The organism is Planotetraspora sp. GP83 (assembly GCF_041262585.1).
In the GTDB taxonomy this organism is placed as follows: domain Bacteria; phylum Actinomycetota; class Actinomycetes; order Streptosporangiales; family Streptosporangiaceae; genus JAOEGB01.
In genome coordinates this window covers 21,712-34,236 of the sequence record NZ_JBGCBZ010000006.1, presented here as the reverse complement: position 1 = coordinate 34,236, position 12,525 = coordinate 21,712, and the positions used below count along the sequence as shown (strand labels likewise).

The 12,525-nt window shown below is 71.5% G+C and carries 11 protein-coding genes; 10 read left to right on the top strand and 1 reads right to left on the bottom strand.

Translation table 11 applies throughout. From position 1 onward, the window contains the following. Window positions 1-311: 311 nt before the first annotated feature. The 10 genes from ABH927_RS10425 (at window position 312) to ABH927_RS10380 (ending at window position 10,143) form a co-directional block, all read left to right on the top strand. A complete protein-coding gene (locus tag ABH927_RS10425; RefSeq protein ID WP_370020295.1) occupies window positions 312-923 on the top strand; it encodes a hypothetical protein in 612 nt (203 codons plus the stop codon). 1 nt (window position 924) lies between these two features. Beyond that, on the top strand, window positions 925-1,752 hold the full coding sequence (locus ABH927_RS10420) for a hypothetical protein (RefSeq protein ID WP_370020293.1): 828 nt from the start codon (window positions 925-927) through the stop codon (window positions 1,750-1,752). Then, window positions 1,749-3,068 (top strand): CpaF family protein, encoded by a 1,320-nt coding sequence (locus ABH927_RS10415; RefSeq protein ID WP_370020291.1) that lies wholly within the window; start codon window positions 1,749-1,751, stop codon window positions 3,066-3,068. The genes ABH927_RS10420 and ABH927_RS10415 overlap by 4 nt, the downstream gene beginning before the upstream one ends. A gap of 37 nt (window positions 3,069-3,105) precedes the next feature. Then, window positions 3,106-4,140, top strand: coding sequence for a type II secretion system F family protein (locus tag ABH927_RS10410; RefSeq protein WP_370020290.1), 1,035 nt, complete (start codon window positions 3,106-3,108; stop codon window positions 4,138-4,140). Window positions 4,141-4,266: 126 nt separating this feature from the next. After that, window positions 4,267-5,268 carry a type II secretion system protein gene (locus tag ABH927_RS10405; protein ID WP_370020288.1) on the top strand — a complete coding sequence of 334 codons (1,002 nt, stop codon included), beginning with the start codon at window positions 4,267-4,269 and terminating at the stop codon, window positions 5,266-5,268. Further along, window positions 5,268-5,507, top strand: a complete 240-nt coding sequence (locus ABH927_RS10400; RefSeq protein WP_370020286.1) for a hypothetical protein — start codon at window positions 5,268-5,270, stop codon at window positions 5,505-5,507. Before ABH927_RS10405 ends, ABH927_RS10400 begins: the two co-directional genes overlap by 1 nt. After that, window positions 5,507-5,995: a TadE/TadG family type IV pilus assembly protein gene (locus ABH927_RS10395; RefSeq protein ID WP_370020284.1), complete on the top strand. Its 489-nt coding sequence runs from the start codon at window positions 5,507-5,509 to the stop codon at window positions 5,993-5,995. The genes ABH927_RS10400 and ABH927_RS10395 overlap by 1 nt, the downstream gene beginning before the upstream one ends. A 38-nt stretch (window positions 5,996-6,033) precedes the next feature. Beyond that, on the top strand, window positions 6,034-6,399 hold the full coding sequence (locus tag ABH927_RS10390; RefSeq protein ID WP_370020282.1) for a TadE/TadG family type IV pilus assembly protein: 366 nt from the start codon (window positions 6,034-6,036) through the stop codon (window positions 6,397-6,399). A 116-nt stretch (window positions 6,400-6,515) separates the two neighbouring features. Next, a complete protein-coding gene (locus ABH927_RS10385; protein WP_370020280.1) occupies window positions 6,516-6,917 on the top strand; it encodes a pilus assembly protein TadG-related protein in 402 nt (133 codons plus the stop codon). A 70-nt stretch (window positions 6,918-6,987) separates the two neighbouring features. Beyond that, on the top strand, window positions 6,988-10,143 hold the full coding sequence (locus ABH927_RS10380; RefSeq protein ID WP_370020278.1) for a BTAD domain-containing putative transcriptional regulator: 3,156 nt from the start codon (window positions 6,988-6,990) through the stop codon (window positions 10,141-10,143). Here the strand turns inward: ABH927_RS10380 and ABH927_RS10375 are convergent. Beyond that, window positions 10,140-12,509, bottom strand: a complete 2,370-nt coding sequence (locus ABH927_RS10375) for a glycosyltransferase (RefSeq protein ID WP_370020276.1) — start codon at window positions 12,507-12,509, stop codon at window positions 10,140-10,142. The two genes, ABH927_RS10380 and ABH927_RS10375, sit on opposite strands and share 4 nt — an antisense overlap. Between the last annotated feature and the right edge of the window lie 16 nt (window positions 12,510-12,525).

Sequence of the window (12,525 nt, the reverse complement as noted above, 5' to 3'; positions counted from 1 at the left end):
ATCACAAAATAGCGGTATTAGAAAGCTATTTGCTGGGATGGATCTAGATCCACTGCCGTTGACAGGCGTATTCCTAACGGATAAGCATGGGTCGCCGCTTTACGGCAACGTGAGAAGGGAAAGCTGCCCATAATGTGGTGAAGTCGGAGCAAAGAGCAAGACCGTAAACGAATTCGAGCGGCCCGAAAAAGGGCGCGATCATCCCTGGGAGTCCCCCACCCATGAGGATCAGCGAGAAGACTGCCCAAGACGGTCGCGCACCGGCGAGCGAGCGGTCCGGCCTTTCCGGACCCGCTTCCCGGAAGCTTCCCGTGCCGCCGAGAGAGCGGAAACCCGCCCTCGCGGCGCTCGCCGTGCTGCTCATCCTGGGCGGGGCGCTGGCCACCACACTGCTCGTCCTGCGCAGCGGCGACCGGGTCTCCGCCATCCGCGTCGGCCGGCAGGTCGGGGCGGGGCAGCTCGTCCCGATGACCGCCCTCCAGGAGGTGTCGATCGCCGAGACCGACATCGACTACGTGCCCTGGACGTTCCGCGACCGGGTCGCCAAGACGTACGCCGCGGTGACCCTGCTGCCCGGCACGCTGCTGACCGAGCGGATGGTCACGACGGACAGCGCCCTGGTCGGCCCCGGCAAGGCGATCGTGGGCCTCGCGCTCAAGGCGGGGCAGACGCCGGTCGGCCTGGACGTCGGCGACGTGGTCCAGGTGATCTATGTGGCGTCGGCCGGACGCGGGTCGGGGGCCGTCGCGCAGCAGCGCGTGCTGGCGTCCAGCGCCAGGGTCCAGAGCGTCGGGGCCCCAGGGAGCAGAACCTCCTCGACGGGGCTCGTCTCAGTGATCGTCGATTCGAGCGTCGCCCCCACCATCGCCCAGTACGCGTCAAGCGGCGAGGTCGCCCTCACCCTGCTGCCCGGGGTGAAATGACGTGGCGCTCATCGTGCTCGCGGCCGACAAGGGGGCGCCCGGCGTGACGACCGCCGCCACCGCCCTCGGCGCCGTGTGGCCCCGCCCGGTCCTGCTGGCCGAGTGCGACCCCTCCGGCGGCGACCTGGCCTACCGGCTTCCGGCGCAGGACGGCGGCGTGCTGAACCCCGGGCGCGGCCTGCTCAGCCTCGGAGCGGTCGCCAGGCGCGGCCTCCACGCCGAGCAGGTCTACGAGCACACCCAGAAGCTCGTCGGCGGCCTCGACGTGCTCGCGGGGCTGACCAACGGCGAGCAGGCCGCGGGGCTCACCTGGCTGTGGGGCCCGCTCGGCCGGTCGCTGGCCGCGCTGCCGCAGGCCGACGTGCTCGCCGACTGCGGCCGCCTCGGGCTGTATCCCCAGATCAACGATCTGCTCACCGAGGCCGACCAGGTGGTGCTGTTCACCCGGGCGAGCCTCGACCACGTCGCCCACCTGCGCGAGCGGCTGTCCCTGATCAACCGCCAGGTGGGCGTGGTGGTGATCGCCGACCCCCGGTCGTACCGCGGCTCGCTCGACGAGGTCCGCCGCATCGTCTCCGGCTGGGACGTGGCCTTCGTGGGCGGCCTGGCGTACGACCCGAAGGGCGCTGAGCTGCTCCGCGGCCAGTGGGGCGGCCGGCTCGACCGCAGCCTCCTCGTCCGGACGGCGCGAGAGCTCGCCGGGCGACTGGCCAGCCATGTGGCGTCCGGCGAGCGACCCGACGCCCCCTCCCCACACGCTCCCTCCTCGCACGCTCCCTCTTCTCCCTCTCCTCAGTCGACGCGCGGCCGTTCCGGAGCGACACCATGAGCACGCCAGGGCGGCCCATCGACCACGGGCTGGTCAAGCGCTTCCGGCAGGAGGTCGGCGACCGGCTGGCCCAGCAGCGGCGGCTCGACCAGGCCAGCGGCGTCCCGCCGATGACGGGCGAGGACGAGCGGCAGTTCGCCCGCGCGCTCATCGCCCAGGTGCTCGAGGAGTTCGCCAGGGGGGAGATCGGCGTCGGCCGGACCCCGCCGACCGCGGAAGAGGAGGAGGCTCTCGCGGCCGGGATCCACGCCGCCCTGTTCGGCGTGGGACGGCTCCAGCCCTTCCTCGACGACCCCGAGGTCGAGAACATCGACATCAACGGCTACGACCGGGTCTTCGTGGGCTACGCGGACGGCCAGGAGCTCATGCACGACCCCGTGGCCGAATCCGACGAGGAGCTGATCGAGCTCATCCAGATCCTCGCGGCCTACTCAGGGCTGTCATCCCGGCCGTTCGACACCGCCAACCCGCAGCTCGACCTGCGCCTTCCCGACGGCTCCCGCCTGTCGGCCGTCATGGACGTGACCGTACGGCCCGCCATCTCGATCCGCCGCGCCCGGCTGGGCAAGGTGTTCCTGAGCGACCTGGTCGGGAACGGCACGATGACGGCCGAGGTCGGCCGGTTCCTGTCGGCCGCCGTTGCCTCCCGCAAGAACATCATGATCGCCGGCTCGACGAACGCGGGGAAGACGACCCTGCTCAGGGCGCTGGCCAACGAGATCCCGCCCGTCGAGCGGTTGATCACGGTCGAGCGGGCGCTGGAGCTCGGCCTCGACCAGTTCCCCGAGTTGCACCCGAACGTCGTGGCGTTCGAGCAGCGCCTGCCCAACTCGGAGGGCCAGGGCGAGATCACCATGGCCGAGCTGGTCCGGCGCTCGCTTCGCATGAACCCGTCGCGGGTCATCGTCGGCGAGGTGCTGGGCGACGAGATCGTCACCATGCTGAACGCGATGACCCAGGGCAACGACGGCTCCCTGTCGACCATCCACGCGAACTCCTCGATGGAGGTCTTCAACCGCGTGGCGACCTACGCCCTCCAGGCGGAGGAACGGCTCCCGATCGAGGCCACGCACATGCTCATCGCGGGCGCCATCGACTTCGTCGTCTTCATCGAGAAGCGCAACGACTACCACGTCGGCGGCACACTGCGCCGGTTCGTGTCCAGCGTCCGGGAGGTCACGGGCTGCGACGGCCGCGTGCTGTCCTCCGAGGTCTTCGCCCTGTCGGGCGACCAGGTCATGCCGCACGCCCCGATCTCCTGCATCGACGAGCTCGCCGCGCACGGCTACGACCCGTCGCAAGGAGCGTGGCGATGAGCCCGCCGACTCTTCAGCCGCGCCGAGGGAGGCTGTGATGCCGCTGCTGCCTCCGGGCGTCTTCGATCCGCTGGTGCTGTTGTCCGGCGCCGTGGTCGGTGGGGGGCTGTTCCTCTTCGCCCTCTCCCTGTACGGCATGCGTCCCCGGCCCGCCGGTCCCGATGGGAAGGCCAGGCGGCTGCAACTCCTCAGGACCCTGTCCACCCGGTCGGCCGTCGCCGCCGTGACCGGCGTGGTCGTGCTGGTGGTGACCGGTTGGCCGGTCATCGCCGGGGGAGCCGTGCTGCTTGTCCTGGCCTGGCGGGGTCTCACCGGAGGCGCGGGAGAGGAGCGGGCCGCGATGCGGCGGCTTGAGGGGCTGGCCGCGTGGACCGAGTCGCTGCGGGACACCATCGCCGGAGCCGCCGGACTCGAACAGGCCATCCCGTCGTCGATCCGGGCGGCCGCGCCCATGCTGCAGCCGCACCTGCGGGCGCTCGTCGACCGCCTGCACACCCGCATGGCGCTGGCGGACGCGCTGCGGATGTTCGCGGACGAGCTGGACGACCCCTCGGCCGACCTCGTGGTGGCCGCCCTGATCCTCAACTCGCGGCTTCGCGGGCCGGGGCTCAGGGACGTGCTGTCCGCCCTCGCCGTGTCGGCCCGCGAGGAGCTGGACATGCGGCGGCGCGTGGAGGCGGAGCGCAGGTCGACCCGCAAGAGCGTGCAGATCGTGGTCGGCACGGCGCTGGCCTTCGCGGGGGCCTTGGTGATCTTCAACCGGTCGTACGTCGAGGAGTACGACTCCTTGCTCGGCCAGGCCGTGCTGGTCGTGGTGGCGGCCCTGTTCGGCGCGGGCTTCGCCTGGATGCGGCGGCTCGCCCGTTTCGACAAGCCCGCCCGGATCCTCGCCCCCTATCACCGCCCCACGCCACGTCCTTCAGCGGCGACCCCGACGACATCCACGACATCGACGACCTCAACATCCACCACATCGACGTCCACGACCTCCTCAGCACCCCCCTCACCCTCGGGCGTGATCATGCAGAAGTTCCCGCGAAGGGGAGGTGACCTGCTCAATGACCAGCCGTGATCAAGCGAAGATTCTCACGGTGGCCCGGCGGCCAGGCCTTCCCTCCATCGTGATCTGGCGAGAGCCTTCCGAGACGCCTCCCATCCGCCCCGGCGTCGATCGTGAGCACGCGATCGGAGAGGCGCCATGACCGAGTCCGTACTCACCGGAGCCCTGGTCGGCCTTGGGCTCTTCCTGCTGTTCCGAGCGCTGTTCCCGCCGCGGCCGGGGCTGGTCGCCCGTCTCGCCGCGCTCGATCTCGCCCGGGACGGCATGGACGTGCCGCGAGCGCCGCTGATCGCGCCCGACGAGAACGTCAGCGCCTTCCGGCGTGGTCTCGGCCTGCGGCTGGCGCGTTTCTACGCCTCCCGGGGCTGGGAGGTTCGTTCGATCAGGGCCGACCTGGCCCTGCTGGGCAAGTCCTTCGAGGGCTTCCTGGCGACGAAGGTCCTGCTCGCCGTCTCGGGCCTGCTGGCGTTCCCGCTGATGGTCGGCTGGCTGGCGCTCATGGGCTGGGGGCTGTCGGTGCAGGTGCCGCTCTGGTCGGCCCTGCTGGTGTCCGTCGTGTTCTTCCTCCTGCCGGACCTGCAGATCCGGCGCGACGCGGCGACCCGGCGGCGCGACTTCCGCCACGCGGTCGGGGCCTTCCTCGATCTCGTCTCGATGAATCTGGCGGGCGGCCGCGGCGTCCCCGAGGCCCTCATGATGGCCGTGTCCGTGGGCAGCCCCGGCCCCGCCCCCGTCAACGGCGTGGCCCCCGTGGCACAGGCCGGAACGGCGGGAGCCGCCGGAGTGGCCGGATCCGGCGCCGGCTCCAACTGGGCCATGGAACGCATCCGCGAAGCGCTCGCCAACGCCCGGATCGTCGGCATCACCCCCTGGCAGGCCCTCGGCCAGCTCGGCGACGAGATCAACGTCGACGAGCTCCGTGACCTGTCGGCCGCCCTCGGGCTCGTCGCCGACGACGGCGCCAAGGTCCGCGCCTCCCTCACGGCTCGCGCCGCCACCCTCAGACGCCGTGAGCTGGCCGAGGTCGAGGGCAAGGCCGGAGAACGGTCCCAGTCGATGCTCGTCGCTCAGCTCCTGCTGTGCGCGGGCTTCGTGATCTTCCTTAGTTATCCCGCAGCGATGAAAATGTTGGGGTCGTAATGCTCCTCTGGCTGAACTACATGATCGCCGTACTGCACGTGCGTATCGACCGCGCCCGCACCGCTCCCAGCAGGGGAGCCTCGGCAGTCGAGTGGGTGATCATCACCGCCATCATCGCGGGGGTCGCCATGGGCCTTGCCGCCCTGATCAGGAACCTCGTCTCGCAGAGGGAGGCGGACATCACCACCAACTTCGGCGGAGGCGGAGGCACCGGGGGCACCGGGGGCACCGGGGGCTAGTGGTGGAGACCCAGGGCGCACCCGACCGGCCGCCGCGTCAGGCGCGCGGCCCCGGCGGCGTGCCCAAGGCCCGTGGCGGTCGCGGCGAGCGCGGGGCGGCGGTGATCGAGCTTGCCATCATCATGCCGGTCGTGCTGGCCGTGGTGCTGCTGATCATCCAGCTCACGCTCTGGTTCCACGGGCGGCAGGTCGCCGACGCCGCGGCGAGGGAAGGCGCCCGGATCGCCCGCGCCGCCGGCACCTCAGACGGGTGGCAGTCCGAAGCGGAGGCGAAAGCCGTACAGATCGTGCAAGCGATCGGGCCTGAGCTGCTCAAGAACGCGAAAGCCACGGCGTGGGAGAAAGGGGACCAGCGCGGCATGGACGTGACAGGGAGCGCGGTGCAGGTGGTGCCGCTGCTGCCGGAGATGACGTTCACCATCACGTCCCATTTCGGCGGTCCGATCGAGTGCTTCCGTCCCGACGACGGCTCCGGCGGGTGCGAATGACTCGTCCCAGGCGCCGGACCCGGTTGGACAGGGGGTCGATGACGGCCGAAACAGTCCTGCTGGCACCGGTTTTCCTGATCTTCCTCATGTTCCTCGTCGGCGCGGGCCGGATCGTGGAGGCGCAGGGAGAGGTCAACGGCGCGGCGCGGGACGCGGCGCGGGCGGCGTCGGTCCAGCGGACGCATTCCGAGGCCGAGGCCGCCGCGACCGACGCCGCCGAGGCCGCCCTGTCGGGTGAGTGTTCTCCGCAGGTCAGCATGTCCGGCACGGACTGGACGGAAGGCGGCGTCGTCAAGGCCACCGTGACCTGCGAGCTCAACCTCGACTTTCTCGGCTTCGGTACGGCCAAGCAGATGGCGGGCAGCTCCGTCGTCCCTCTGGAGCACTTCCGGAGGGTCGAATGACCCTTTCACATCGTCATGCCGGTGCACGATCAGAAACGGTGACTCCGCAGATCGGAGAGCACGGGCGGGAACCCGTGCATGATCACCGGGCCAGGGGGGGTGGCGAACGGGGGTCGATGTCGGTCTTCGTGGTCATCTTCTCGGTCGCCGTGTTCCTGCTGGCCGGGCTGCTGGTGGACGGCGGCGCGGCCATCAACGCGCGGCTCAAGGCAGCCGACATCGCGGAACAGGCCGCCCGCGCCGCCGCCGACCAGATCGACACCGAGGCGCTCCGCGCCACCGGTCAGGTCCGGTTGCTGGCCGACGAGGGAACCGTGTGCGGCAAGGCCCAGCAGATCGTGGCGGCCCAGGAGGTCGAGGGCGTGAAGATGACCGAGTGCGCGATGGGAGGCGCTCAGAACGAGGTGACGGTGGGGATCGGAGTCCACTGGGACGCCTACTTCCTCTCCGTGCTGGGGTTCAGCGGTTCCGACATGGAAGCGAACGCCACCGCCGCTCCGGACGCGGGTGCCGCATGACCGCCATCACGCCCTGCTCTCACCGGCCGGCCCGCGCCATGCCAAACAACCGCCTTGGGGAGGGATAGGCATGTCCCAGAGACCCACGCCGCCGTCCAGGCAGGCCGGGCGGCCTGAGGGAAGCGGCTGGCCGCAGTCGGCCGGGCCGCAGCCACGGCCCCGGGGAGCCGGGGCGTCTCCGCCGCGTCCGCCGGGTCCGCCGCGTCCGGTCTCCCTGCGATCTCCGGCCGGTTCGGGCGGGGAGCAGTGGCGGGGCCGTCGGCCCGTCCGCATCCCGCCCAAACGCACAGCCGGTGACGTCTTCGCTGGGCTCGGTGCTCTTCTGGCGCTGGCCGGCCTGATGGGCGGCGTGCCGTACGCGCTGCTCAGGCTGGCGGGCCCACCCCTGCCGAAGGAACTGCTCAACGCCGACGTCTTCACGAGCCAGGTCGGGCCCGAGACGATCATCGCCATCCTCGTCCTCCTGGTGTGGCTGGCCTGGTTCCAGCTCTTCCTTTGCGTGGTCGTCGAGGTGTACGCCGGGCTCCGCCGCGTCGGCATGCCCGCGCGCGTTCCCCTTTCGGGCGGCACCCAGGCCCTCGCGAACCGGCTGGTGTCGGCGGTGCTGCTGCTGTTCACCGCCACGGCGGTGGCCGTGCCGATCGCCCGCGTGGGCGCTCCCGCCCCGATCCGCCCGCAGATGGCGGCTCTGTCCGCGCCGGTCGACCCGGCCGTCGAGCGCTCGCCGCTGCACGCCCGTGAGGTCAAGAAGGTCTACGTCGTGCAGCCACCGCACGGGCGTCACCACGAGAGCCTGTGGGAGATCGCCGACAAGTGCCTGGGTGACGGGCGGCGCTATCACGAGATCTACCGGCTCAACCAGCACAAGGAGCAGCCCGACGGCAGCCGGCTGCACATGGCCGACCTGATCCGGCCGGGCTGGGTGCTCGACATGCCGGACGACGCCCGCAACGTTCATGTCGTCCCGGTGGACGAGGACCGGCCCACCATCCTGGAGGAGCATCGCGGCAAGCCCGCCGAGCTCGACGGTGGCACCCATTTCTCCGGTACGGCCGACGCCCCCGATGCCGGGGACGTCCTCGCGGACCCGCGGCCCACCACCAAGCCCGATCCAGGCAAGCAGGATCCGGGCAAGCCGGGCATCGTGCTGCCGCCGCCGGCGATGCCGCAGCACACCGTCACAGCCACCCCGGCCGGCCAGCCCAGTGCCCAACCCAGTGTCCAACCGAGCGCGCAACCGACCAGGCCAGCCGTACATCCGGCCGGGAACCCGGCGAGTCGCCCGGGCGAGCGGGGGACGGGCGGCGGGACGCACAGCGCGGATCCGGCAGGCAAGCCGCCCTTCGCCGACCCGGAGGAGTCCGCCGCGGGGCTCGACCTCGTCGACTATCTCGCCGCGGCGACGCTGGCCTCCGCCGGGCTGCTGGCCGTTCTCGGGCGCAGGCGCAGGGAGCAGCTCTGGCGGCGCGCGTTCGGGCACCGGGTCGCCCGGCCACGCGGGGACGCCGCCAACGCCGAGGTGGCGATCCGCCTGGGCGCGGACGCCCCCGGAAGCCGCATGCTGGACATCGGCCTGCGGCTGCTCGGCAAGCTGCTGGCCGAGCGCGGGCAGCGCCCTCCCACGGTGTACGCCGTGCACCTGTCCGCCCGCGGCCTCGACCTGTGGATCCAGCCGCCCGACGAGGACGCCCCCGAGCCCTGGGAGGCATGCGACGGCGGACAGGTCTGGCGGCTGCCCGCGCATGAGGGGCGGCGGATCGACGAGCACGCCCTCGCCGACGCGCCCGCGCCCTATCCGGGACTGGTGTCGCTCGGCACGGGAGAGGGCGGCCGGGTGCTCATCGACCTGGAATCGGCCCACGGGCTCATCAGCATGACCGGCGCGCACACCGTGGCGGCCCTGTCCGCGCTGGCCGTCGAGCTGGCGACCAACCGGTGGTCGGACCACATGCGGATCACGCTCGTCGGCTTCGGAGACGAGCTGGCCGTCCTCGCGCCCGAGCGGATCCGGACGGCGGGCAGCCTGGCCGACGTCCTCCCCGAGTTCGAGGAGCGGGTCCGGCAGGCCGACGACGTCCTCACCGGCCGGATCCACGGCCGCGTGGCCGACCCGGCGTGGACGCCGCACTACCTGCTGTCGGCCATCCGCCCCGACGAGGACGAGGCCCGCCGCCTCGCGATGCTCGGCAAGGGGATGCGGACGGCGAGCGGGTTCGTGCTGGCGGGAGACGTCCCGCACGCCACCTGGACCTGGGAGATCACCGAGGACGGACGAGCACGGGTCGACGCCCTGGGGTTCGAGGTGGAAGCCCACCTCCTGCCGCGCAGGCACTACAACGCGGTCGTCAACCTGTTCCGTACGGCACAGCGCAGCGAGGGTGAGCCGCTCACCGTGTCCGATCCGGCCGAGCGCGTGTCGGACGAGCCGCCCTCGATCGAGGTGCGGATCCTCGGCCCGATCGAGATCAGCCCGGTCAATCCCCTGGAAGAGGGCCGGGCCGCGCTCGCGCACGAGCTCGTCGTCTACCTGGCCACCCATCGGGCCGGTGTCCATCCGGTCGTCCTCGGAGGGGTGCTCTGGCCGCGCGGCGTGCAGCCCGCGGTCCGCGACGCGACCATCGCGCGGGTGGCCGAATGGCTCGGCAAAGACTCCGAGGGGCGGCCCCACCTCTTACTCGACACGTCCGGGCGGCTGCGGCTCGGCCCCGAGATCCGCACCGACTGGCAGCTCTTCCAGGAGCTCGTCCGGCGAGCCGGGGAGGTCGCCGACGCCCGGCGGCCCGGCGAGGCGGAAGCCGTACTGCTCGACCAGGCCCTCGGTCTCGTGCGCGGGCCGCTGCTGAACGGCAGACCTGGCAACCGGTACGCCTGGCTGGCCGCCGACTCGCTCGAATACGACGTGACCGCCTGGGTGGCGGACGCGGCCCACGCGCTGTGCGAGATACGGCTGGCGCAGGACGACCCCCATGCCGCGGTGGCGGCGGCGCGGGCCGGACTGCTCCTGGCGGCCGACGACGAGGGCCTGTGGCGCGACCTGCTCCGCGCCGCCCACGCCACCGGCGACCAGGCCCGGCTACGGGCGGTCGTGGACGGCCTGCACAGGAGGGCGGCGTCCCACCCCTATGGCGGCGGCATGGCCCCGGAGACGGAGTCCCTCATCGACGAGCTGCTCCCCGCCTGGCGCCGCGGCGAGTCCCCGCACCTCAGAACCTCCCGCCTGGCCTAAGCCGTCTTCGCCCGAGGCGTAGACGTGTTGCGGAAGGCGGCCACGACCACCGAGAACCCGACGACCAGCGAGACGGCTTGAGCCAGGACCCAGCCCCAAGCGGCCGCGGTCAGGCCGAACGGCATGAGCACCGCGACAAGGGTCAGCACGAGCGCGGCGTTGGCGCCGTTCACGAGGACATAGGCCGAAGCGCGATCTCTGGCGATCAGCGCCGTGTCCATGACGTAGTTGCCGGCGGTGACCAACGCGCCCAGGGCGAGGACCCGGAGACAGTCGGAGGCCCTGGTCGAGTAGGTCTCGCCGAAGAGCCGCAGCAGGTACGGCGCGGCGAGGACCATCAGGAAGACGGCAGGAAGGAGGAGGGCGTAGATCCCCTTCAAGGCCTTCCAGACGCCCTGCCGGAGAGATCGGCCGCTGGACTCGGCGAAGAGGGCCTGTGATGTCGTCGACGGGATGAAGTTCAGGAAGGCTGCGAGCTGGAAGGCGATGGCGAACCAGGCCGTCTCCTGCGGCCCCCGGATCGCCAGCGTCTCGAGTGGGACCACGGTGCTCGGCAGGATCCCCATGATCGTGCCGAGGTAGGTGCCTGCCGCGTAGGAGACGTAACGCCGCAAGGTGGGGACCCTGTGCCGGGGACGCCCGCCTCGGCCGAGCCGTCTCACCAGAGCAAGACCGCCGAGAATCGAGCCGAGTGCCGTGCCGACGCCGTAGGCCATGACGAGCCCGGTGACCTCGAACCGCGTCAGAGCGATCAAAGCGAGCACCTTGGCGATGCTCCCGGCGAGGTTCTTCACCAGCAGAGCGCCCGTCGCCCCCGCCGCGATGAGCCCGGCGTCGAACGCCGAGCTGACGGCTGTGAACGCGACCAGGATCGTGACCAGGCTGACCCCGCCGCCCCGCTGATCCAGGTGGAGTGTGGGCGGCAGCAGGGGGCCGATCGCCAGGACACAGCAGACTGTCAGGACACCGCCGACCGCGCTGATCAGGGCGACCGCCGCGCCCACCAGCGCGCGTGGATTCCGGTCCCGGGCGAGGTGCCGGATGAGGGTGTTGGGGAGGCCCAGAGCCGCGACCGTGGCGAGGAGATTGACGGCGGCGGTCACACCCGCGAGCCAGCCGACCGCCTCGGCGGCGTAGGACCTCGCGGCCAGCGTCCAGAACACGAAGCCGAACCCGGCGAGGAACGCCGTGTTGGCCAGGAGGAGCAGAGAGGAGCGGTACAACCGGTCGTGAACCACCGACCGCACACGCGCCCGGACCTGGGAGAGCCGGCTGGAAGACACGTCCTCCGAAGCCGGCGGGTCGCGGTCGGGGGCCTCATCGAGAAGAGCCGCGAACGCCGCCCACGTCGTTTCGGCGATCTCCTCCCACCCCGTCTGACGTACGTGCGCGAGCGCCGCGTCCGACATCGTCCGCAACGTGCCGGAATCCGAGGAGGCCAGGCCGATCAGAGCGTTCGTGAGCCCCGTAACGCCGCCGTCATAACGGATGGCCGCGTCGGCCGGCAGCCCCGAGAGCACGTCCGCGTCCGGAACGATCAGAGGCCGTCCGTAGCACAGCGCGAGAATCGCGCTGCCGCTGGTCGTGACCCTGCGGAACGGGAGCACCACGGCGTCCGCGGCGGCGAAGACGCCGGGCAGGTCCTCGTCCGGCACGCGGGCCAGCTGCAGCTCGACCCTTCCCGCCATGTCGCGGGCACGCAGGCGGAGCCGGGCCGCCAGGCGCTCGTCACCACACGATCCCACGATCGCGAGACGGACGTCCATGTCGTCCGGCAGCGCCGCGAACGCTGTGATCAGGTCCTCAACGCCCTTGTACTCCTCTACACGGCCGAAGAAAAGGAAACGGCGCGGGCCCGCGGACGATCCGGCCGGCGGGATGGGATGGGCCGGATAGGGGCCGTGCGGGACGACCATGCTCCGGCGTGAGCGGGCTCCGAGAGCCTCGAGCCGGCGGAGGGCGACGGGGGAGTGGGCGATCACGAGATCACAGTGACGTACGAGAAGGCGTCGCGCCTCGGCGTCGTCGCCGAACACCGGCGTGTGCGGCAACACGTTGTGGGCGGTCCAGATCAGGCGAATGCTCAGTAGCCGGACCACGCGCAGCACCACACCGAACCAGAGCCGCGCCGGGTGCCGCATGACGGGGCCGCCCGGAAAGGCGAAGGCGAACACCCAGTGCAGGTGAAGCAGCCGGGCCCCCGAGAGCCGCCGCACGGCGAGCTCCGCGGGAAGCAGCAGCAGGTTGAGCGTGTGAGACGGGGTGAGCCGGCCCAGGTACCGGACCCGCACCCCACTGGACCGCATCGGGGTGTACAGCAGTTCCTGGTACGGGTTCCCGTCGCGCGGCAGGACCAGCAGCTTCATCGGGGGCTTCTTCAGG

What these genes read in the sequence shown, in the direction of transcription:
- ABH927_RS10400 (WP_370020286.1), top strand. Translation starts at nt 5,268, where the DNA reads ATGCTCCTCTGGCTGAACTACATGATCGCCGTACTGCACGTGCGTATC.
- ABH927_RS10410 (WP_370020290.1), top strand. Translation starts at nt 3,106, where the DNA reads ATGCCGCTGCTGCCTCCGGGCGTCTTCGATCCGCTGGTGCTGTTGTCC.
- ABH927_RS10415 (WP_370020291.1), top strand. Translation starts at nt 1,749, where the DNA reads ATGAGCACGCCAGGGCGGCCCATCGACCACGGGCTGGTCAAGCGCTTC.
- ABH927_RS10390 (WP_370020282.1), top strand. Translation starts at nt 6,034, where the DNA reads ATGACGGCCGAAACAGTCCTGCTGGCACCGGTTTTCCTGATCTTCCTC.
- ABH927_RS10375 (WP_370020276.1), bottom strand. Translation starts at nt 12,509, where the DNA reads ATGAAGCTGCTGGTCCTGCCGCGCGACGGGAACCCGTACCAGGAACTG.
- ABH927_RS10405 (WP_370020288.1), top strand. Translation starts at nt 4,267, where the DNA reads ATGACCGAGTCCGTACTCACCGGAGCCCTGGTCGGCCTTGGGCTCTTC.
- ABH927_RS10380 (WP_370020278.1), top strand. Translation starts at nt 6,988, where the DNA reads ATGTCCCAGAGACCCACGCCGCCGTCCAGGCAGGCCGGGCGGCCTGAG.
- ABH927_RS10385 (WP_370020280.1), top strand. Translation starts at nt 6,516, where the DNA reads ATGTCGGTCTTCGTGGTCATCTTCTCGGTCGCCGTGTTCCTGCTGGCC.